Origin of the sequence: Brevundimonas sp. TWP3-1-2b1, from assembly GCF_049896165.1 — a bacterium.
Classification (GTDB): domain Bacteria; phylum Pseudomonadota; class Alphaproteobacteria; order Caulobacterales; family Caulobacteraceae; genus Brevundimonas; species Brevundimonas subvibrioides_B.
In genome coordinates this window covers 1-18263 of record NZ_JAFCTT010000011.1, presented here as the reverse complement: position 1 = coordinate 18263, position 18263 = coordinate 1, and the positions used below count along the sequence as shown (strand labels likewise).

General features: G+C 66.5%; 22 protein-coding genes. 13 read left to right on the top strand and 9 right to left on the bottom strand.

Features of this window, described 5'->3' with window-relative positions; genetic code table 11:
- Positions 1–13: 13 nt before the first annotated feature.
- The 4 genes from gcvH (at position 14) to ACP7AB_RS11605 (ending at position 4205) form a co-directional block, all read left to right on the top strand.
- Positions 14–379: a glycine cleavage system protein GcvH gene (gcvH, locus tag ACP7AB_RS11620; RefSeq protein WP_425991263.1), complete on the top strand. Its 366-nt coding sequence runs from the start codon at positions 14–16 to the stop codon at positions 377–379.
- A 232-nt stretch (positions 380–611) separates the two neighbouring features.
- On the top strand, positions 612–1958 hold the full coding sequence (gene gcvPA, locus ACP7AB_RS11615; RefSeq protein ID WP_425991261.1) for an aminomethyl-transferring glycine dehydrogenase subunit GcvPA: 1347 nt from the start codon (positions 612–614) through the stop codon (positions 1956–1958).
- 2 nt (positions 1959–1960) lie between these two features.
- Positions 1961–3538, top strand: coding sequence for an aminomethyl-transferring glycine dehydrogenase subunit GcvPB (gene gcvPB / locus ACP7AB_RS11610; protein WP_425991259.1), 1578 nt, complete (start codon positions 1961–1963; stop codon positions 3536–3538).
- An 88-nt stretch (positions 3539–3626) separates the two neighbouring features.
- Positions 3627–4205 (top strand): hypothetical protein, encoded by a 579-nt coding sequence (locus ACP7AB_RS11605; RefSeq protein ID WP_425991258.1) that lies wholly within the window; start codon positions 3627–3629, stop codon positions 4203–4205.
- Here ACP7AB_RS11605 and ACP7AB_RS11600 read toward each other — a convergent pair.
- On the bottom strand, positions 4188–4790 hold the full coding sequence (locus ACP7AB_RS11600) for a TetR/AcrR family transcriptional regulator (protein WP_425991256.1): 603 nt from the start codon (positions 4788–4790) through the stop codon (positions 4188–4190). The two genes, ACP7AB_RS11605 and ACP7AB_RS11600, sit on opposite strands and share 18 nt — an antisense overlap.
- A 68-nt stretch (positions 4791–4858) precedes the next feature.
- On the opposite strand from ACP7AB_RS11600, the gene ACP7AB_RS11595 reads away from it, so the two are divergent.
- Positions 4859–5794 carry an SDR family oxidoreductase gene (locus ACP7AB_RS11595; protein ID WP_425991254.1) on the top strand — a complete coding sequence of 312 codons (936 nt, stop codon included), beginning with the start codon at positions 4859–4861 and terminating at the stop codon, positions 5792–5794.
- A 123-nt stretch (positions 5795–5917) separates the two neighbouring features.
- Positions 5918–6391, top strand: coding sequence for a DUF6789 family protein (locus ACP7AB_RS11590; RefSeq protein ID WP_425991252.1), 474 nt, complete (start codon positions 5918–5920; stop codon positions 6389–6391).
- Between the two features lie 122 nt (positions 6392–6513).
- Here ACP7AB_RS11590 and ACP7AB_RS11585 read toward each other — a convergent pair whose 3' ends face one another.
- The 7 genes from ACP7AB_RS11585 to ACP7AB_RS11555 all read right to left on the bottom strand — a co-directional run bounded on the left by ACP7AB_RS11585 (position 6514) and on the right by ACP7AB_RS11555 (position 11623).
- Positions 6514–7029, bottom strand: a complete 516-nt coding sequence (locus ACP7AB_RS11585; protein ID WP_425991250.1) for a F0F1 ATP synthase subunit B — start codon at positions 7027–7029, stop codon at positions 6514–6516.
- Positions 7029–7616, bottom strand: a complete 588-nt coding sequence (locus tag ACP7AB_RS11580) for a hypothetical protein (RefSeq protein WP_425991248.1) — start codon at positions 7614–7616, stop codon at positions 7029–7031. The genes ACP7AB_RS11585 and ACP7AB_RS11580 overlap by 1 nt, the downstream gene beginning before the upstream one ends.
- 76 nt (positions 7617–7692) lie before the next feature.
- Positions 7693–7917, bottom strand: a complete 225-nt coding sequence (locus ACP7AB_RS11575; RefSeq protein WP_168045007.1) for a F0F1 ATP synthase subunit C — start codon at positions 7915–7917, stop codon at positions 7693–7695.
- A 56-nt stretch (positions 7918–7973) separates the two neighbouring features.
- Positions 7974–8750: a F0F1 ATP synthase subunit A gene (locus tag ACP7AB_RS11570; RefSeq protein WP_303696277.1), complete on the bottom strand. Its 777-nt coding sequence runs from the start codon at positions 8748–8750 to the stop codon at positions 7974–7976.
- An 8-nt stretch (positions 8751–8758) separates the two neighbouring features.
- On the bottom strand, positions 8759–9118 hold the full coding sequence (locus ACP7AB_RS11565) for an AtpZ/AtpI family protein (RefSeq protein ID WP_303696276.1): 360 nt from the start codon (positions 9116–9118) through the stop codon (positions 8759–8761).
- A 320-nt stretch (positions 9119–9438) separates the two neighbouring features.
- Entirely contained in the window at positions 9439–10179 is a 741-nt protein-coding gene (locus ACP7AB_RS11560) for a polysaccharide deacetylase family protein (RefSeq protein ID WP_425991245.1), read from the bottom strand.
- Between the two features lie 184 nt (positions 10180–10363).
- Positions 10364–11623, bottom strand: coding sequence for a DNA polymerase IV (locus ACP7AB_RS11555; RefSeq protein ID WP_425991243.1), 1260 nt, complete (start codon positions 11621–11623; stop codon positions 10364–10366).
- 123 nt (positions 11624–11746) lie between these two features.
- Between ACP7AB_RS11555 and ACP7AB_RS11550 the strand changes: the two genes are divergently transcribed.
- Positions 11747–12130, top strand: coding sequence for a response regulator (locus ACP7AB_RS11550; protein ID WP_303696273.1), 384 nt, complete (start codon positions 11747–11749; stop codon positions 12128–12130).
- Between the two features lie 7 nt (positions 12131–12137).
- Positions 12138–13502, top strand: coding sequence for a PleD family two-component system response regulator (locus ACP7AB_RS11545; RefSeq protein ID WP_425991241.1), 1365 nt, complete (start codon positions 12138–12140; stop codon positions 13500–13502).
- Between the two features lie 235 nt (positions 13503–13737).
- Here the strand turns inward: ACP7AB_RS11545 and rpmG are convergent, their stop codons facing one another.
- Entirely contained in the window at positions 13738–13905 is a 168-nt protein-coding gene (gene rpmG / locus ACP7AB_RS11540) for a 50S ribosomal protein L33 (RefSeq protein ID WP_003164451.1), read from the bottom strand.
- A gap of 130 nt (positions 13906–14035) precedes the next feature.
- On the opposite strand from rpmG, the gene ACP7AB_RS11535 reads away from it, so the two are divergent.
- The 5 genes from ACP7AB_RS11535 to ACP7AB_RS11515 form a co-directional block, all read left to right on the top strand.
- Positions 14036–14593 (top strand): hypothetical protein, encoded by a 558-nt coding sequence (locus tag ACP7AB_RS11535; protein ID WP_425991239.1) that lies wholly within the window; start codon positions 14036–14038, stop codon positions 14591–14593.
- Positions 14594–14904: 311 nt separating this feature from the next.
- Positions 14905–15279 carry a 30S ribosomal protein S12 gene (rpsL, locus tag ACP7AB_RS11530; protein ID WP_013269204.1) on the top strand — a complete coding sequence of 125 codons (375 nt, stop codon included), beginning with the start codon at positions 14905–14907 and terminating at the stop codon, positions 15277–15279.
- A 72-nt stretch (positions 15280–15351) separates the two neighbouring features.
- Positions 15352–15825, top strand: coding sequence for a 30S ribosomal protein S7 (gene rpsG, locus ACP7AB_RS11525; RefSeq protein ID WP_056615544.1), 474 nt, complete (start codon positions 15352–15354; stop codon positions 15823–15825).
- Between the two features lie 149 nt (positions 15826–15974).
- On the top strand, positions 15975–18056 hold the full coding sequence (gene fusA / locus ACP7AB_RS11520) for an elongation factor G (protein ID WP_425991236.1): 2082 nt from the start codon (positions 15975–15977) through the stop codon (positions 18054–18056).
- Between the two features lie 88 nt (positions 18057–18144).
- Positions 18145–18263: GTP-binding protein (locus ACP7AB_RS11515; RefSeq protein ID WP_426038994.1), on the top strand; the 119-nt coding region annotated here is incomplete at its 3' end.

Sequence of the window (18263 nt, the reverse complement as noted above, 5' to 3'; positions counted from 1 at the left end):
AAAGGAACACACCATGCACTTCACCAAGGATCACGAGTGGGTTCGCCTCGACGGCGATGTCGCCACCGTCGGCATCTCGAAACACGCTGCCGACCAGCTTGGCGACGTGGTGTTCGTCGAGACGCCGGAAGCCGGCAAGACTGTCGGCAAGGGCGACAGCTTCGCCGTCGTCGAGAGCGTCAAGGCGGCCTCGGACGTCTATGCGCCGGTGTCGGGTGAGGTGATCGAGGGCAATGTCGTGCTGGCCACCGCCCCCGAGACCGTCAATGCCGACCCCGAAGGCGAGGGCTGGTTCGCGAAGATCAAGGTGTCGGACGCCTCGCAGCTGGACGCGCTGATGGACCGCGCCGCTTACGACGCGTTTCTGGCCTCGCTTTAGTTTGTCATCCCGGCCGAAGCGAAGCGGAGAGCCGGGACCTGCCTGCCTGAACTTCCCGTCCCGGAGAGCGCAGCTCATCCGGGGCACTGACGACAAACTCCGCCCGTGTCCCGGTTCAGCCCTTTGGGCCGACCGGGACTGACAAGATAACCCCGCCCCGTCCCGGCTCTTCGCTTCGCTTCGGCCGGGATGACAAACGCCCGCTCCCCCGGGATGACAAGGTGAACACACGATGCGCTACCTGCCCCTGACTCCCGACGACCGCACGGCGATGCTCGCCGCCATCGGCGTGAAATCGATCGACGACCTGTTCGTGGACGTGCCCGAGGCGGCGCAGCGGGACGGGTTCGTCGACCTGCCGCGCGTCATGGGCGAGCTTGAGGTCGAGCGGGCGTTGAAGACGCTGGCGGGCAAGAACACGGCGGCGGGCGACGTGCCCTTCTTCTGTGGCGCCGGGGCCTATCGTCACCACGTGCCGGCGACGGTGGATCACGTGATCCAGCGCTCGGAGTTCCTGACCAGCTACACGCCGTACCAGCCGGAGATCGCCCAGGGGACGCTGCAGTATCTCTATGAGTTCCAGACCCAGGTCGCGAACCTGACGGGCATGGATGTGGCCAACGCCTCGCTCTACGACGGCTCGACCGCCATGGCCGAGGGCGTGCTGATGGCCACGCGGGTGACGCGCCGGAACAAGGCGGTCATCTCGGGCGGGGTGCATCCGCACTATGTGCGGGCGACCGAGACGGTCGTTCACGCTGTCGGCGTGGAGACCGAGGTGCTGGCCGCCGCCGTGGACGCGGAAGCCGACGTCATCGCCCGGATCGGTCCGGACACGGCCTGTGTCGTGGTCCAGACGCCGAACGTGTTCGGCACGGCGACCGATGTGACGAAGATCGCCGAGGCGGCCCACGCCGCCGGCGCCCTGCTGATCGTCGTGGTCACCGAGGCCGTGTCGATGGGCCTGCTGAAGTCGCCGGGCGAGATGGGGGCCGATATCGTGGCCGCCGAGGGCCAGTCGATCGGTAACGCGCTGAACTACGGCGGACCCTATGTCGGCCTGTTCGCGACGCGCGAGAAGCTGATCCGCCAGATGCCGGGCCGCCTGTGCGGCGAGACGGTGGACGCGGACGGCGAGCGGGGCTTCGTCCTGACCCTGTCGACGCGCGAGCAGCACATCCGCCGCGACAAGGCGACGTCGAACATCTGCACCAACTCGGGCCTGTGCAGCCTGGCCTTCACCATCCACATGAGCCTGCTGGGCGAGACGGGGCTGCGCAAGCTGGCGCTGCTGAACCACGAGAAGGCGCTGGCGACGCGCGATGCCCTGGCGGCTATTCCGGGGGTCGAGATCCTGACCGGCCGGTTCTTCAACGAGTTCGCCGTGAAGCTGCCGAAGAATGCCGCCGAGGTGGTGGATCAGCTGGCGGCGCATCATGTGCTGGCCGGCGTGCCCTACAGCCGACTGGCGCCCGACGCCGGCATGGACGACGTCCTGCTGGTCGCTGCGACCGAGACGACTCTGGATGCCGACATCCAGATCCTCGCCAAGTCCCTGACCAAGATCCTGGGAGCCTGATCATGAGCACGATGAACACCGTCGGCCGTCCGACCGCCCTGACCGCGAACGATCACGGCTACAAATACCCGACCCTGACCGGCGCGCGCGGCCTGTTGCAGGCCGAGCACCTGATTTTCGAGAGCGACGGCTGGGGCAAGACCGGCGTCGACCTGCCGGAACCGAAGACGGACGGGTCTGACCTCGGCGATCTGGTCCGCCGCGATCCGATCGGCCTGCCGGGTCTGAGCGAGCCCGAGACCATGCGCCACTATGTGCGCCTGTCGCAGAAGAACCACGCCATCGACCTGGCCATCTATCCGCTGGGCTCGTGCACGATGAAGCACAATCCGCGCTTCAACGAGAAGATGGCGCGGCTGCCGGGGTTCTCCGACATCCACCCGCTGCAGCCGACCTCGACAGTGCAGGGTGCGCTGGCGTTGATGGACACCCTGGCGCACTGGCTCAAGACCCTGACGGGCATGCCCGCGGTGGCCCTGTCGCCCAAGGCCGGCGCCCACGGCGAACTGTGCGGCCTGATGGCCATCCGCGCCGCGCATGAGGCCTCGGGCCAGCATGAGCAGCGCCGCAAGGTGCTGGTGCCGACCTCGGCCCACGGCACCAATCCGGCGACTGCGGCCTTCGTCGGCTACACGGTCGTCGAAGTGTCCCAGACCGAAGACGGCCGCGTCGACGTGGCCGATCTGGCGTCCAAGCTGGGCGACGACGTCGCCGCCATCATGGTGACCAATCCGAACACCTGCGGCCTGTTCGAGCGCGACATCCTCGAGATCAGCCGGCTGACCCACGAAGCGGGCGCCTATTTCTACTGCGACGGGGCCAATTTCAACGCCATCGTCGGCCGGGTCCGCCCGGGCGATCTGGGCGTCGACGCCATGCACATCAACCTGCACAAGACCTTCTCGACGCCCCACGGCGGCGGCGGTCCCGGCTCGGGTCCGGTCGTGCTGTCAGCCGCCCTGGCCCCGTTCGCCCCGGCCCCCTGGGTCGTGCACGACGCGGACGGCTATCGCCTGATCGAGCGCGAGGAAGACGAGGCGGCCCAGGCCTTTGGCCGTATGTGCGCCTTCCAGGGCCAGATGGGCATGTACACCCGCGCCCTCAGCTACATGATGAGCCACGGCTCGGACGGCCTGCGCCAGGTCGCCGAGGACGCGGTGCTGAACGCCAACTACATCAAGGCCCGGCTGTCGGACGTGATGAGCGCCGCCTTCCCGGACGGCCCCTGCATGCACGAGGCCCTGTTCGACGACGAATGGCTGAAGGGCACGGACATCACCACGCTCGACTTCGCCAAGGCGATGATCGACGAGGGCTTCCACCCGATGACCATGTATTTCCCCCTGGTCGTCCACGGCGCCATGCTGATCGAGCCGACCGAGACGGAATCCAAGGCCGAGCTGGACCGGTTCATCAAGGCCCTGCGTCTGCTGGCCCAGGCGGCAAAGGCCGGCGAGGTGGACCGCTTCAAGGGCGCGCCCTTCCATGCGCCCCTGCGTCGCCTCGACGAGACCCGCGCGGCGCGTTCGCCCAAGCTTCGCTGGACCGCCCCGGAAGGGACGAACATCGCAGCGGAGTAGGCTCTGGCCTTTCCGGGCGCGTCGGGCCTAGGCTTGACCGTTCGGGCTGACTGGTCCGCTTTCGGATCGAAGCCGAGGAGGCTTTGGCATGACGCCGAGACAGGCCATCACCTGGGCCGAGCTGATCATGACGCTGGGCCTCTGGGGCTTCTACATCTCGGGCGTGTTGGAACTTGCAGACCTGCAGGCTCCGACGCCCGCAGATGTCCTGTGGCCCTCCTGGCCCTATCTGATCATGCTGGTGGGAGCCCTGGCCCTCACCCGGGGCTGCGTCTTCGTCATCGCGCGGTCGCCGCGACTGTCGCAGCGGGGCTACCGAGACTATCCGAACAGTCCGCTCCTGTGGGACACCTATATCTTCGGCATCACATTGCGCGAGGCGATTGCCGTCATGACGGGGCGCAGGAAGGACGCCAAACCCTATGCCACCGATACCGAGGCCGGGCTGTGGCGAGCGGCACGGTTGCCCTGGCTAAAGGCGCTGCTGGCGTCAATGGCCCTGGTCGCCCTGGCGGCGGGGGTCTGGACCATCGCTCTGGGGCGTCCGCTGTGGAGCGACCGGGCCGGGCAGGTCGTCCTGATCGTCACTGCGGTCAGTGTCTGCGGGCTGGTGAGTTTCCTGGTGCACCGCACGCTGTTTCTCTGGCGTTCACGCATCGCCGATTGAGCGCCTGAGCGCCGCGAAGGCGGCCTTGCCGTGGACCTCGGGGCCTTGGCCATCGTCCGAGGTCAACCAGGTCCCGGTCGCCATGCGCAGGACGCCGATCGCCGTGACGGCGGTGACGCGGGCCTGCAGGTCGTCGGGGGCCAGTCCCTTGCGGCACGCCATCGCCTCGGCCAGTCGCCGCTCCAGCGCCTCATACCTGGCCTGATCGCCTGAGCGCAGCGCCGGGGTGTCATGGATCAGGCGGGCCAGCGCCTTGGGGCCGGGACCCTGGAAGTCCGCAGCCATGTCCGTCAGGGCGTTCTCGGCCATGGCCAGCAGGGGCTCGTCGGCCGGGCGGCGGGCGACGGCGGCCTCGATCAGGTCGCCCAGACCCGCCTTGGTCGACAGGACGATGTCTTCCTTGGACGCGAAATAGTGGAACAGGCTGCGACGGGACACACCGGCTGCAATGGCTATGTCATCGAGGGTCGTGGCCTCGAAACCCCTGCGGCTGAAGAGCGCCATCGCGGCGCTGTGGACCCGCGCATGGGTGTCGGCGCGTTTGCGTTCACGCAGGCCTGAAATCTTGTCTTGCACGGCTTGCATATTTGCATCGAGTGCAGATATTGCAACCCGATGTTCCTCCCTCACGTCAGACCCGCAGGATAGACCCGATGTCGAACTGGACCACTGCAAACATTCCCGACCAGACGGGAAAACTGGCGATCGTCACCGGCTCGACCGGAGGGACGGGATTCGAGACCGCTCTCGAACTGGCCCGGAAGGGGGCCGAGGTCGTCATCGCGGCGCGCAATCCAAAGAAGGGTGACGACGCGATGAGGCGCATCCGTCGTGCGGTCCCGGCTGCCAATGTCCGGTTCGAGGCCCTGGATCTGGCCAGCCAGGCGTCGGTCGCTGCCTTTGCCGATCGCCTGCTGGGGCAGGGACGGCCGATCGACATTCTGGTCAACAACGCCGGGGTCATGGCGCTGCCGAAGCGGGAGGTGACGGTCGACGCGTTCGAGATGCAGTTCGCGACCAACTATCTCGGCCATTTCGCCCTGACGGCGCGGTTGCTGCCGTTGCTGAAGGCGGGACAGGCGCGGGTGGTCCAGCTGTCCAGCATTGCCCACCGGCGGGGCCAGATCACTTTCGACGATCTGAACCATGCGCGCCTGTACAGGGACTGGCCGGTCTATACGCAGTCGAAACTGGCGATGCTGATGTTCGGGCTGGAGCTGGACCGCCGCAGCGCCGCCCATGGGTGGGGATTGACCAGTGTGGTGGCCCATCCCGGCTATGCCCGGACCGGACTGATCGGCAACGGGCCGCTGACCGGGCGGCCGGTGTCGCGAGCCGTGATGGGCCTGCTGTATCGGCCGCTGATCGAGCCCCTGATCAGTCATTCGGCCGCTGCCGGCGCCCTGCCGATCCTGATGGCGGCGACGGAGCCGACCGTGAAGGGCGGGGCCTATCTGGGTGCGACGCGGATGAACGAGCTGAAGGGTCCGCCCGGGCCGGCGAAGGCCGAACCCCAGGCGCTGGATACCGCCGCAGCGGCGCGGTTGTGGGAGGCGACCGAATCCATGCTTGACGTCCGCTTCGCGTAAAACCTTTTCGCAACTGCGAAGCACGCGGTTGTGACTGTGGCGGAATAGCGTCCCTGCGCCACAGGCGTAGAGTCCTCCCCGCGTTATCGGAACAGACAATAAGCGTTGGGAGGCGCTGTCGTTATGATGTCACGCGTACAAAAGGGAATGATCGCCGGTCTGTTCGCTACGGTGGCCGTCTCAATACTCGAAGCCGTGAATGTCTTTGCTGGTCCGTGGGTGGAGCCGTTTCCACTCTTTGTGTCCAGTCTGATTGGGATGCCCGGAAACCTGGTCGTGGGGTGGATCGCCCACTTTATCGCGGGGACGGTGATCCTGGGGGCCCTGTTCGGGATCCTGTGTCCGCGGATGCCGGGTCAGACGCCGGAGACCAAGGGGATCATCTTCGCGGTCGGCGCCTGGGCGGTGCTGATGGTGATGGTGTTCCTGTTCGGAGATTCGGGGATCTTCCGCGGCTCGGGCGGGTTCGGCATGGTCGCCTGGATGCTGGTCAGCCATGCGGTGTTCGGCATCGTGCTGGGCAATGTCTACGCCCGGCTGGTGGCGCGCGAGAAGCGGGCCGCAAAGCTGATGGACGGGGTCGCGCCGGCCCACTGATCGGTCTGGAAAAGAGAAGGGCGGCGCACCGGTCCGGTGCGCCGCCCATTCGCATGACTTGAGCCGATAGCCGCTAGAGCGTTCCGCGCTCCAAGAGCGCCGCAACTCACCCGTCGAAAGCCCTAGTTCAGGCGGGTGCCGATCTGGGCGATGGCGGCGTCGAGCAGGGGGTCGGTCTTCGCCCCGGCGATACGGGCGGTGAGGATGGTCTCGGCGGCCTGGGCGGCGACCTCGGCGGCGGCGGCCTTGACCTCGGCCGTAGCCTGGACCTCGGCGGAGGCGATCCGGCGCTCGGCCAGGGCCTGGCGACGAGCCAGGGTCTCTTCGAGGCGGACCTTGGCCTCGGCCTCCATGATGCGGGCGTCGGCCTCGGCGGCGGCCAGCATGTCGCGAGCCTGGGCCTCGGCGGCGGTCTTCTCGGCGCGGATGGTGGCGAGAAGAGCCTCGGCCTCGGCGCGCAGGCGTTGGGCCTCATCCAGTTCGGACTGGATCTTGGCGCCCTTGGCGTCCAGCTGGCCGGCGATCAGTTTCGGCACGCCGACGTAGATGCAGATGCCGATGAAGATCAGCAGGCCGACAAGGACCCACATCTCGGCGCTCTGGAGACCCCAGAAGCCCTCTTCCATGAACATGTTCATCAGACGGCTCCCTTGACGGCGGCGGTGGCCTCGGCGGCCGAGGGGGCCTTGCCGGTCAGACGCTCGACGATGGCCGAGGCTGTGTCGGCGGCGATGGTGGCGACATTGGCCATGGCGGCGTCGCGGGTCTTGCCGATAGCGATCTCCGCCTCGGCGATGCGGGCGTTGACGACGGCTTCTTCCTCGGCGGCGCGACGGTTGGCCTCGTCGGTGACGCGGGCCTTGGCGGCGACGGAGGCGGCGCGCGAGTCAGCGCGGGCCTTCTCGACCTCGGCCTTGGCGGCCTCGGCCTGGCCGGCGGCCTCGGCCTGGACCTGGCGGGCCGTGGCGACGGCGGTGGAGATGGTGGTCTCACGCTCGTCGAACACGCGGCGCATGCGCGGGGTGAAGACCTTGGCGATCAGCCAGTAGAGGATGGCGAACAGGAAGATCAGATAGACGATCTGTCCGAACCAGTGCTGGAACTCGAACTGGGGCAAGCCGCCACCTTCGCCGTGTGCGGCTTCGGTCGAGGCATGCGTGGTCGCGACATCGACGGGAGCCGTGTCGGACGCGGGAAGTACGAGTTCGGGAGTTTGTGCAGCCATGGTCCGTCTGTTCTGAAATCAGGCGAAAAGGCGCGGCGGCCGGATCACCGGCGCCGCGCCTGATCGGGTTCGGCGATCAGGCCGAGTAGAGCAGGATGCCCAGAACGAAGGACAGGATGCCCAGGGCTTCGGCCAGGGCGGCGCCCACGAACAGGTTGCCGATTTGCGAGCCTGCGGCCGACGGGTTGCGCAGGGCGCCCGTCAGGAACGAGCCGAAGATGTTGCCGACGCCGATGCCGGCGCCGATCATGCCGGTCATTGCGAGGCCGGCGCCGATGAGCTTGGCGGCTTCTGCTTCCATAATCTTTAGTCCTAGTCTGAGGTTGGTTGGTTAGGGACGAAAACTGGGTGGAGGCTTTAGTGCCCGTGGCCCAGGTTGACCACATCGTTGAGGTAGATGCAGGTCAGAACGGCGAAGACGAAGGCCTGGAGGAAGGCCACCAGGAACTCCAGCGCGGTCAGGCCGACGGTCATCCCCATCGACAGCAGGGCGATCGGGATGCCGAGGCCGAGGCCGACGGACCCGCCGACGCCCACGACCACGAAGCCGGCGAAGACTTTCAGGGCGACGTGGCCGCCCATCATGTTGCCGAACAGACGAAGGGTCAGGGTGACCGGGCGCAGCAGGAAGGAGACGAACTCGATGACGATCACGAAGGGCAGGACCGGCCACGGCACGCCCGACGGGACGAACAGCTTGAAGAAGCCGAGGCCGTGCTTGGCGAACCCGATGGCCAGCACGAGCAGGATGGTCAGCACGCCGAAGGTGGCGGTGACGGCGATCTGCGAGGTGGCCGTGAAGGTCAGGAACAGGCCGATGAAGTTCATGGCCAGGATGAAGGTGAAGACCGTGAAGACGAACGGGAACAGCTTGCGCCCGTCATGGCCGATGATGGAATCGACGATGCCGTCGATCATGCCGAACATGGTCTCGCCGGCGGACTGCCAGCGACCCGGGACGACCTTGGCGCCGGCGGTCACCACCTGAAGGAACAGGACGACCACGCCGAAGGCGACGGTCATGGCCAGGTGCGAGTTGGTGAAGGCGAGCTGCTGCTCGCCGATGACAGGCAGGGTCACCGTGCCGAAGTCGACAAGCGGAACGATCTGGAACTGGTGAAGCGGATCAGCCATGGGCGCCTTTAGTCTTCTTCGTCATCGTCGAAGGGAACCGACTTCGGCTCCACTCCACTTGCTTTCGCCTGGGCCATCAGGCGTTGCGCCGTCGACCAGGCCATCCAAACCGAAACGGCGAAGCCCAGAAGGACGCCGCCGATCAAACCCCAGGGATTGGTATGGAAATACCAGTCCACGATGGCGCCGAGCGCCAGACCCACGAACACGCCGCCGAACAGGTCGGCGATGATCCGCCACGCCTGACCGGCCGCCGCCTGACCCGCCGCCTCGTGAGAAACCTCGCGGGCGGTGCGCGCCTCCAGAGACGAAGCGCTGTCGGTGAGGCGTTTGATCGCCTCTTCGCGCGATTCCGGGGGCAGGGACATGGGCTTTGTTTGTTTCGAACCCCGCCCGGCCACGCATGGATTTGCGGGCCCCGACAGGGGTCTGAATTCGGCGCGGAACCTATAGCCGAGGGGCCGGAAGGTCAAGGCGCGGGATGGTCGCGCTAAGGTGTTGAATTGTCGCGGGTCTGGCTGGTCGGTGCGACGAGCTTCTCCCTCCCCCTCGGGGGAGGGTGGTCGCGGAGCGACCGGGTGGGAACGGCCGGTGATCCAGAGGCAGGCCTGCGAGGTTTCGCCTTGCCGCCCCCACCCGGTCTCCGCTTCGCTCCGACCACCCTCCCCCCTCGGGGGAGGGAGAAGGTTCAGGCCGCCATCTTTTGCCACGCCTCGCCCACCGGCATGATCTCCAGCCCCGCCGCTTTCGCCAGCCGGATCACGCGATCGAGGTCGTCGGGGGTGCAGCCGTAGGGGGTGGGGCCGTCCATGACGTCATGGCCGTAGGCGATGAGCCAGCCCTTGCGGGCGGCGGTTTCGGTCATCAGCGCCTCGAGGTCGTAGCCGGGCAGGCGGCGGCTTTCGAGGCCGATGGCCTGGAGGTTGGCGCGGTCGGCGCTGCCGGCGTTGACGCCGTCGCGGACGCCGCGGGCGAGGGCGAAGCGGTCCGCGACGACGGCCTTGGCGCCGACGCAGACGTCTCCATAGGGCCAGGCGAAGGTTGTCATGACATGGCCCGCCAGCCGCTCGGCGACCCAGGCGGCGTTTCTGTCCAGATCGGCGGCGTAGGCCTCGGGCGAGACGGCGAGGGCCGAAGTGTGGCCGAAGGAGTGGCAGCCGACCTCGTGGCCGGCGCCGAACAGGGCCTGGAGGTGGTCGGTGGTGAACTGGGGCAGGCCCAGGTTCTGTCCGCCCGACAGGCTGCCGGCGACATAGTAGGTGGCGGTGACGCCATGCTCTTCGAGGATCGGGCCGGCCTCGGTCCAGGCGGTCACCGGGATGTCGTCGAACGACAGGCTGAAGACGCCGCGCTGCGGGCGGACCGGTGCGGGGCGGACGCCGAGGTAGCGGCCGCCCCGGCGGCGCATCTTGTCGAGGAATGCGGACATGGGGGGATGATGCACGGGGGGACTTAAGGGCGGTTGAACGGCTGACCTCCACCCGTGCACCGCAGCGAAGGCTGGGGTCCAGATGGCAAGACAGATGGCCGGGATGTCGCACCGGGTCATTTGATCAGACTGCCGGGTCCTCCATCTGGACCCCGGCCTTCGCCGGGGTGCACGGAGGGGGGGGCTAACGCGGCTTCGGCTTCAATGCCCGCCCTGCCACCACGGCGGAGGCGCCGAATTTCTGGCGCAGGGCGTCGATGGTGGTCTCGGTCCTGAGGGTGCGGCGCTCGGATGAGGCGAACAGGCCTTCGGGCCTGTCCTCGGCGTCCTGGATGTCGGCCAGGCCGATGCCGATCAGGCGGTAGGGGCGGCCGAGCTCGGGGGCGAGCAGCTCGCGGCCGATGGCGAACAGGGCGCGGGCGGTCTGGACCGGGTCGGGCAGGGTCTTGCGCCGGGTGACGATCCTGAAGTCGCTGCGGCGCAGTTTAAGGACGACGACGCGGCTGGAGACGCCGTCGCGGCGGGCCTTGGAGGCGACCTTCTCGCACAGGGGCCAGAGTTCGGCTTCGAGCTCTTCGAGCGCTGTCAGGTCGGTGTTGAAGGTGGTCTCCGCGCTCATGCCGCGCCGGTCGTGCTCGGGGTTCACCGAGCGGGCGTCGCGGGCGTGGGCGAGGTCGTGGAGGCGAAGGCCCGTTTCGCCGTAGCGTTTGACCAGATCGCGGACGTCGGCGGCGGCGAGGTCGCCGACGGTGGCGAAACCGTCCGAGACCAGGGTCTTGCCGAAGACGGGACCGACGCCGGGCAGGATGCGGACGGATTTCGGGGCCAGGAGCGCCTGGGCATTGGCCGTGCCGATGACGGAGAAACCGCGCGGCTTGTCCAGTTCGGAGGCGATCTTGGCGAGGAAGCGGTTGGGGGCCAGGCCGATGGAGACGCCGAGGCCGGTCTCGTCCTCGATCAGTTTCTGGAGGCGGATCAGCTGGAGCGCGGGCGGGCCGCCGTTGAGGCGTTCGGTGCCGGACAGGTCGATCCAGGCCTCGTCGAGGGACAGGGTCTGGACCAGGGGCGTCAGCTCGCCGACGAAGCGGAAGATGCGCTCCGATTCGGGGACGTATTTCGAGAAATCCGGCTTGAGGACCACGGCGTCGGGACAGGCCTTGAGCGCCTTGAACATCGGCATGGCCGAATGGACGCCGGACTGGCGGGCGATGTAGCAGCAGGTCGAAACCACGCCGCGCACCCCGCCGCCGACGATGACGGGCCTGTCGCGCAGTTCCGGGCGGTCGCGCTTCTCCACCGAGGCGTAGAAGGCGTCGCAGTCGAGATGGGCGATCGAAAGCTGGTCGAGCTCGGGGTCGCAGACCACGCGCGGCGAGCCGCAGGACGGGCAGCGGACGACCGTATCCTCCCCGGCCCACAGGCAGTCGCGACAGATGGCTTTCATGGTGAAGCTTGAATTCCCGACTTCACCCCAACTTAAGACTGGGCAGCCACAATCCCAATCGAAGAAGCGGCATGCCTGTCAGCGCGACGTCCGCGCCAGTCGAGGCGGCCAGACCGGGTGAAGATGTCCAAGAAAGTCCTCATCGTCGAGGATAACGAGCTGAACATGAAGCTGTTTCATGATCTGCTCGACTCGCAGGGCTATGAGATCCTGCAGACCCGCGAGGGGATGCAGGCGATGGCCATGGCACGCCAGCACATGCCCGACCTGATCCTGATGGACATCCAGTTGCCCGAGATCTCGGGGCTGGAAGTGACCAAATGGCTCAAGGATGACGAGGAACTGGCCCACATCCCGATCATCGCCGTGACAGCCTTCGCGATGAAGGGCGACGAGGAACGGATCCGGCAGGGCGGCTGCGAGGCCTATATCTCCAAGCCGATCTCGGTGATGCATTTCCTGGAAACGGTGAAGAAGCACCTCAGCCAGCCGGTAGCAGTAGGATAGCCGTTCAATGACCGCGCGTATTCTTGTGGTCGACGATGTCGAGGCCAACGTCCGCCTGCTCGAGGCCAAGCTGACGCTGGAATACTATGACGTCCTGACGTGTCATGACGGGGCGAAGGCGCTGACCCTGGCGGCGGCGGAACAGCCGGACATCATCCTGCTGGACGTCATGATGCCGGGCATGGACGGGTTCGAGACCTGCCGGCGTCTCAAGGCCGATCCGCTCACCAACCATATCCCCGTCGTGCTGGTGACAGCGCTGGACGGACGCGAGGACCGGATCAAGGGGCTGGAGGCGGGGGCCGACGACTTCGTGACCAAGCCGCTGGACGACGTGGTCCTGTTCGCCCGCGTGCGGTCGCTGACCCGGCTGAAACTGGTCATGGATGAGCTGCGCGAGCGCGAGGAGAGCGGACGGCGGCTGGGAGTCACGACGGACGGAGCCGGGCGACTGCGCGGCTCGGGCGGCCGGGTCCTGATTGTCGACGACAATGCGCGCCAGGCGCAGCGGATCGCCGAGGAACTGACGCGCGAGCACCGGCCGACGGTCGAGAGCGATGCGGCCGGGGGCCTGCTGGCGTCCAGGGGCGCGATCGACCTGATGATCATCAATGTGGCGGCAGCCGAGTTCGACGGCCTGCGCCTGATCGCCCAGGTGCGGTCGGCCGAGCCGACGCGGCACCTGCCGATCCTGGCCGTGGTCGATCCGTCGGACCGGCCACGACTGGTCAAGGCGCTGGAGCTGGGCGTCAACGACATCCTGATGAAGCCCGTGGACCCCGAGGAACTGGCAGCGCGGGCGCGGACGCAGATCCGCAGGAAGCGCTACACCGACTTCCTCAAGGAGAAGCTGGATTACAGCCTGGAGATGGCCGTCACCGACGCCCTGACGGGGCTGCACAACCGCCGCTATATGGCGGGCCAACTTCAAGCCTTTGTCACTCGGGCGGCCCAGGGCGGCGAGCCGGTCTCGGTGCTGGTGCTGGACATCGATCACTTCAAGAAGGTCAACGACGGCTTCGGCCACGACGCGGGCGACGAGGTGCTGCGCGAGTTCGCCGTGCGGCTGGCCACCAACGTTCGCGCCGTTGACCTGCCCTGCCGACAGGGGGGGGAGGAGTTCGTCGTCATCATGCCGGGCACCAGGCTCGAGGACGCCCAGCGCATTGCCGAACGCATCCGCCGCGACGTCGGCTCGACCCCGTTCCGGGTCATGGGCGGTCAGGAGCACCTGACGGTGACGATCTCGATCGGGGTGGCGGCGACTTCGGGGGCGGGCGATACGCCTGAGGCCCTGCTGAAACGCGCCGACGAAGGCGTCTACGAGGCCAAGGCCACGGGACGCGACCGGGTCATCGCGCGGGCGGCCTAGAGCACACGTCTTGTCCCTGTCGCGCAGCGATGGGGAGGTGGATCCGTAGCGAAGCGGAGGAGACGGAGGGGTTTTTCACGCCCACAGACGTCGCCCGCTTCAAGAACCCCTCCGTCACGGCGCTGAAGAAGCGCCGCGCCACCTCCCCGTTCGCCAGGCGGCGCACGGGGAGGAGACAAAGAAAACGCCCGGCCATTGCTGACCGGGCGTTCAGATCGTCAGCGGTGTGAACCGCCTACTTGATCTTGCCTTCCTTGAACTCGACGTGCTTGCGCACGACCGGGTCATATTTCTTGACGACCATCTTCTCGGTCATCGTGCGGGCATTCTTCTTGGTCACATAGAAGAAGCCGGTGTCGGCGGTGGAGTTCAGCCGGATCTTGATTGAGGCGGGCTTTGCCATCGGAAATTACCTTTGCGACGGCGGTGAGAGCCGTGAAAATAAGAGGCGCGGAACATACTCAGGGACGCCACGAAGTCAACGGGCGTCTTGGCGCCTTGAGCACGATGTCAAAGCGCGCGACCCTCGCTGCATGAAAACCGCCCTGATCGCTGTCGTCGCAGTCCTCCTGTCGGCCTGCGCCACCACGTCCGCGCCGTCCGGGCCGCAGGACGTCTTCATGAGCCGACTGAACGCCCTGTGCGGCCAGCGCTTCGAGGGGCGGGTGGTCACGACCGACGCCGCCGACGCCCGTTTCGCCAGCCAGCGCCTGTTGATGCATGTCCGCGACTGTTCGCCGGAAGAGGTGCGAATCCCGTTCAGCGTCGGCGAGGACCGGTCGCGGGTGTGGATTGTCACGCGGACGGCCGGGGGCGTCCGCCTGAAGCATGATCACCGCCACGAGGACGGCACGGTGGACGTGCTGCACATGTACGGCGGCGACACGGCGAGCCTCGGGACGGCCGAGCGCCAGGAGTTCCCCGTCGACGCCTTCTCCATCGCCCTGTTCAACGCCAATGCCGCCGCCGTCTCCACGACCAATGTCTGGGCGATGAAGGTCCACCCGGACCGGATGTTCGCCTATGAGCTGCGTCGGGCCAACCGGCACTTTCGGGTGGAGTTCGATCTGACCAGGCCGGTGGCGGAGTAGGGCGGACCATCGGTCTTGACCTGAAGGCCCCTCACGCGTAAACGCGCCGGACTTTCGAGGCGGGCCATTTCGGTGTCCCATCCTGATCGTCACAATTGAACGGACGGGCTGTGCCCGCCGGAACGCCCGAAGCGCGCGTTCCGGCCCTTTGTGTTTTCCGGCTTACCGGAGGCGCGCCTGGGCTGTTTGGTCGTGCCGCATCCGGTCTCGAACGACCCCGGGCGGCCCTGAAGGGCCGTTCAAAAGAAGGAAACCGAGGCGCCCCGGCCGACAGGCACACGCCTCCATCAGAAGTCGAGACTGTTCTACCGATGCCTACGATCAACCAGCTGATCCGCAAGCCCCGCAAGCCCAAGCCCGTGCGCAACAAGGTGCCGGCCCTCGAGGGTTCGCCCCAGCGTCGCGGCGTTTGCACCCGCGTCTATACGACGACCCCGAAGAAGCCGAACTCGGCTCTGCGTAAGGTCGCCAAGGTCCGTCTGGCCAAGTCCGGCTATGAAGCCGTGTGCTACATCCCCGGCGAGGGTCACAATCTTCAGGAGCACTCGGTGGTCCTGATCCGCGGCGGCCGCGTGAAAGACCTTCCCGGCGTGCGCTACCACATCCTGCGCGGCGTGCTCGACACGCAAGGCGTCAAGGACCGCAAGCAGCGCCGTTCGCACTACGGCACCAAGCGTCCGAAGTAAGCGACCCGCACTTTCCAGATTCAGCCGGTCCCATCCGGCTTCTTCCAGACACCGATTTAGAAGGCCCAGCCCATGTCACGTCGTCACCGCGCCCAGAAACGCGAAGTCCTGCCGGATCCCAAATACAAGGATCTGACCGTCACCAAGTTCATGAACTACGTCATGTACGAGGGCAAAAAGGCCGTCGCCGAGAACATCGTCTACGGTGCGTTCGAGATCCTGGCCGACAAGAAGAAGGACTTCGAGCCGGTCCAGACCTTCCACACCGCCCTGGAAAACGTCCAGCCGTCGGTCGAGGTCCGCTCGCGTCGCGTCGGCGGCGCCACCTATCAGGTGCCGGTCGAGGTTCGCCCCGATCGCCGCCGCGCCCTGGCCATCCGCTGGCTGGTCAACGCCGCGCGCAAGCGTGGCGAGAACACCATGACCGAAAAACTGGCCGCCGAGCTGCTGGACGCCTCGAACAACCGCGGCACCGCGGTCAAGAAGCGTGAAGACACCCACAAGATGGCTGAAGCCAACCGCGCCTTCAGCCACTACCGCTGGTAGGCGCCTTCAAAGCGTCAAACAGCGACACTATCTAGGCCTATCCGGCGCGGGCGGTTTGAGCTAAATCGCCCGCGCTCGCTTATCCGCCACATCGACGATCTCCCGAGGACGCGGACCGCGTCCTGAACATACTTTCAAGGCACGCTTTCATGGCCCGCACACACGCGCTCGAGGACTACCGCAACTTCGGAATCATGGCCCACATCGATGCGGGCAAGACGACGACGACCGAGCGGATCCTGTATTACACCGGCAAGAACCATAAGATCGGCGAAGTCCACGACGGCGCCGCGACCATGGACTGGATGGACCAGGAGCAGGAGCGGGGGATCACGATCACCTCGGCTGCGACCACGGCCTTCTGGCAGGGCAAGCGCCTGAACATCATCGACACCCCCGGCCACGTGGACTTCACCATTGAAGTGGAGCGTTCGCTGCGCGTGCTCGACGGCGCCGTGGCGGTGCTGGACGGCAACGCCGGCGTCGAGCCGCAGACCGAAACCGTCTGGCGCCAGGCCGACAAGTACAAGGTTCCGCGGATCGTCTTCGTCAACAAGATGGACAAGATCGGCGCCGACTTCGACGCCTCGGTCCAGTCGATCCGCGACCGCCTGGGCGCCAAGGCCGTGCCGATCCAGTTCCCGATCGGCTCGGAGAACACCCTGACCGGCCTGGTCGACATCGTGTCGATGAACTCGGTGATCTGGGACAACGACGCCCTGGGCGCCAACTTCACCGTCGGCCCGATCCCGGACGACCTGATGGCCAAGGCCGTCGAGGCGCGCCAGTACCTGATCGACAACGCCGTCGAACTCGACGACGACGCCATGCAGGCCTACCTCGATGGCAACGAGCCCTCGCTGGAAGTGCTGAAGAAGTGCATCCGCAAGGCCGTGCTGACCGGCGCCTTCTATCCGATCCTGTGCGGCTCGGCGTTCAAGAACAAGGGCGTGCAAACGCTGCTCGACGCCGTCGTCGACTACCTGCCCTCGCCTACGGACATCCCGCCGACCCCGGGCATCGACTTCAAGACCGAAGAGCCCGTCGTGCGTCGCGCCTCGGACGACGAGCCCCTGTCGATCCTCGCCTTCAAGATCATGGACGATCCGTTCGTCGGCTCGCTGACCTTCTGCCGCCTGTATTCGGGCAAGATGGAAACCGGCCAGAACCTGCTGAACTCCAGCCGCGACAAGAAAGAGCGCGTCGGTCGGATGCTGCAGATGCACTCGAACAACCGGGAAGACGTCAAGGAAGCCTTCGCCGGCGACATCGTCGCCCTCGCCGGCCTCAAGGACACCCGCACCGGCGACACCCTGTGCGATCCGCTGAAGTCGCCCGTCATCCTCGAGAAGATGGAATTCCCGGCGCCGGTCATCGAGATCTCGGTGGAGCCCAAGACCAAGGCCGACCAGGAGAAGCTGGGCGTCGCCCTGGCCAAGCTGGCTTCGGAAGACCCGTCCTTCACCGTCTCGACCGACCATGAGTCGGGCCAGACCATCCTGAAGGGCATGGGCGAGCTTCACCTGGACATCAAGATCGACATCCTGAAGCGCACCTACAAGGTCGAGGCCACCATCGGCGCGCCGCAGGTCGCCTATCGTGAATCGCTCGGCCGCAAGGTCGACATCGACTACACCCACAAGAAGCAGACCGGCGGTACGGGCCAGTTCGCCCGCGTCATGATCACGTTCGAACCCGGCGAGCCCGGCTCGGGCTTCGTGTTCGAGAACACGATCGTCGGCGGCGCCATTCCCAAGGAATTCATCCCGGGCGTCGAAAAGGGTCTGAACTCCATCAAGGACTCGGGTCTTCTGGCCGGCTTCCCGCTGATCGACTTCAAGGCGAGCCTGACGGACGGCAAATACCACGACGTCGACTCCAGCGTGCTGGCGTTCGAAATCGCAGCCCGCGCCGCCTTCCGCGAACTGAAGGAAAAGGGTGCTCCGAAGCTGCTCGAGCCGATCATGGCGGTCGAGGTCGTGACCCCCGAGGACTACCTCGGTTCGGTCATCGGCGACCTCAACGCCCGTCGCGGCATGATCCAGGGTCAGGACATGCGCGGCAACGCCACTGTCGTGAACGCCTTCGTGCCCCTGGCCAACATGTTCGGCTATGTGAACACGCTGCGCGGCATGTCTCAGGGCCGCGCCCAGTTCACCATGCAGTACGACCACTATGAGCCGGTGCCGCAACACGTCGCCGACGAAGTGATCAAGAAGTACAGCGCCTAAACCCAACAATCCCGACGGGCTTCGGTCCGTCGGATACCCCCTGAAAACCTAGGAATAAGCCCCCTGTTCAGGGGACGGAGAGAAGAGAATGGCCAAGGAAAAGTTCGAACGTAACAAGCCGCATTGCAACATCGGCACGATCGGTCACGTGGACCACGGCAAGACGACGCTGACGGCTGCGATCACGATGGTTCTGGCCAAGGCCAG

Coding starts and splice junctions, on each gene's coding strand:
- ACP7AB_RS11575 (WP_168045007.1), bottom strand. CDS start 7,917: ATGGAAGCAGAAGCCGCCAAGCTCATCGGCGCCGGCCTCGCAATGACC.
- ACP7AB_RS11570 (WP_303696277.1), bottom strand. CDS start 8,750: ATGGCTGATCCGCTTCACCAGTTCCAGATCGTTCCGCTTGTCGACTTC.
- fusA (WP_425991236.1), top strand. CDS start 15,975: ATGGCCCGCACACACGCGCTCGAGGACTACCGCAACTTCGGAATCATG.
- ACP7AB_RS11555 (WP_425991243.1), bottom strand. CDS start 11,623: ATGAAAGCCATCTGTCGCGACTGCCTGTGGGCCGGGGAGGATACGGTC.
- ACP7AB_RS11550 (WP_303696273.1), top strand. CDS start 11,747: ATGTCCAAGAAAGTCCTCATCGTCGAGGATAACGAGCTGAACATGAAG.
- ACP7AB_RS11605 (WP_425991258.1), top strand. CDS start 3,627: ATGACGCCGAGACAGGCCATCACCTGGGCCGAGCTGATCATGACGCTG.
- ACP7AB_RS11565 (WP_303696276.1), bottom strand. CDS start 9,118: ATGTCCCTGCCCCCGGAATCGCGCGAAGAGGCGATCAAACGCCTCACC.
- rpsG (WP_056615544.1), top strand. CDS start 15,352: ATGTCACGTCGTCACCGCGCCCAGAAACGCGAAGTCCTGCCGGATCCC.
- ACP7AB_RS11595 (WP_425991254.1), top strand. CDS start 4,859: ATGTCGAACTGGACCACTGCAAACATTCCCGACCAGACGGGAAAACTG.
- ACP7AB_RS11580 (WP_425991248.1), bottom strand. CDS start 7,616: ATGGCTGCACAAACTCCCGAACTCGTACTTCCCGCGTCCGACACGGCT.
- gcvPB (WP_425991259.1), top strand. CDS start 1,961: ATGAGCACGATGAACACCGTCGGCCGTCCGACCGCCCTGACCGCGAAC.
- ACP7AB_RS11545 (WP_425991241.1), top strand. CDS start 12,138: ATGACCGCGCGTATTCTTGTGGTCGACGATGTCGAGGCCAACGTCCGC.
- ACP7AB_RS11560 (WP_425991245.1), bottom strand. CDS start 10,179: ATGTCCGCATTCCTCGACAAGATGCGCCGCCGGGGCGGCCGCTACCTC.
- rpmG (WP_003164451.1), bottom strand. CDS start 13,905: ATGGCAAAGCCCGCCTCAATCAAGATCCGGCTGAACTCCACCGCCGAC.
- ACP7AB_RS11535 (WP_425991239.1), top strand. CDS start 14,036: ATGAAAACCGCCCTGATCGCTGTCGTCGCAGTCCTCCTGTCGGCCTGC.
- ACP7AB_RS11590 (WP_425991252.1), top strand. CDS start 5,918: ATGATGTCACGCGTACAAAAGGGAATGATCGCCGGTCTGTTCGCTACG.
- rpsL (WP_013269204.1), top strand. CDS start 14,905: ATGCCTACGATCAACCAGCTGATCCGCAAGCCCCGCAAGCCCAAGCCC.
- ACP7AB_RS11585 (WP_425991250.1), bottom strand. CDS start 7,029: ATGAACATGTTCATGGAAGAGGGCTTCTGGGGTCTCCAGAGCGCCGAG.
- gcvPA (WP_425991261.1), top strand. CDS start 612: ATGCGCTACCTGCCCCTGACTCCCGACGACCGCACGGCGATGCTCGCC.
- gcvH (WP_425991263.1), top strand. CDS start 14: ATGCACTTCACCAAGGATCACGAGTGGGTTCGCCTCGACGGCGATGTC.
- ACP7AB_RS11600 (WP_425991256.1), bottom strand. CDS start 4,790: ATGCAAGCCGTGCAAGACAAGATTTCAGGCCTGCGTGAACGCAAACGC.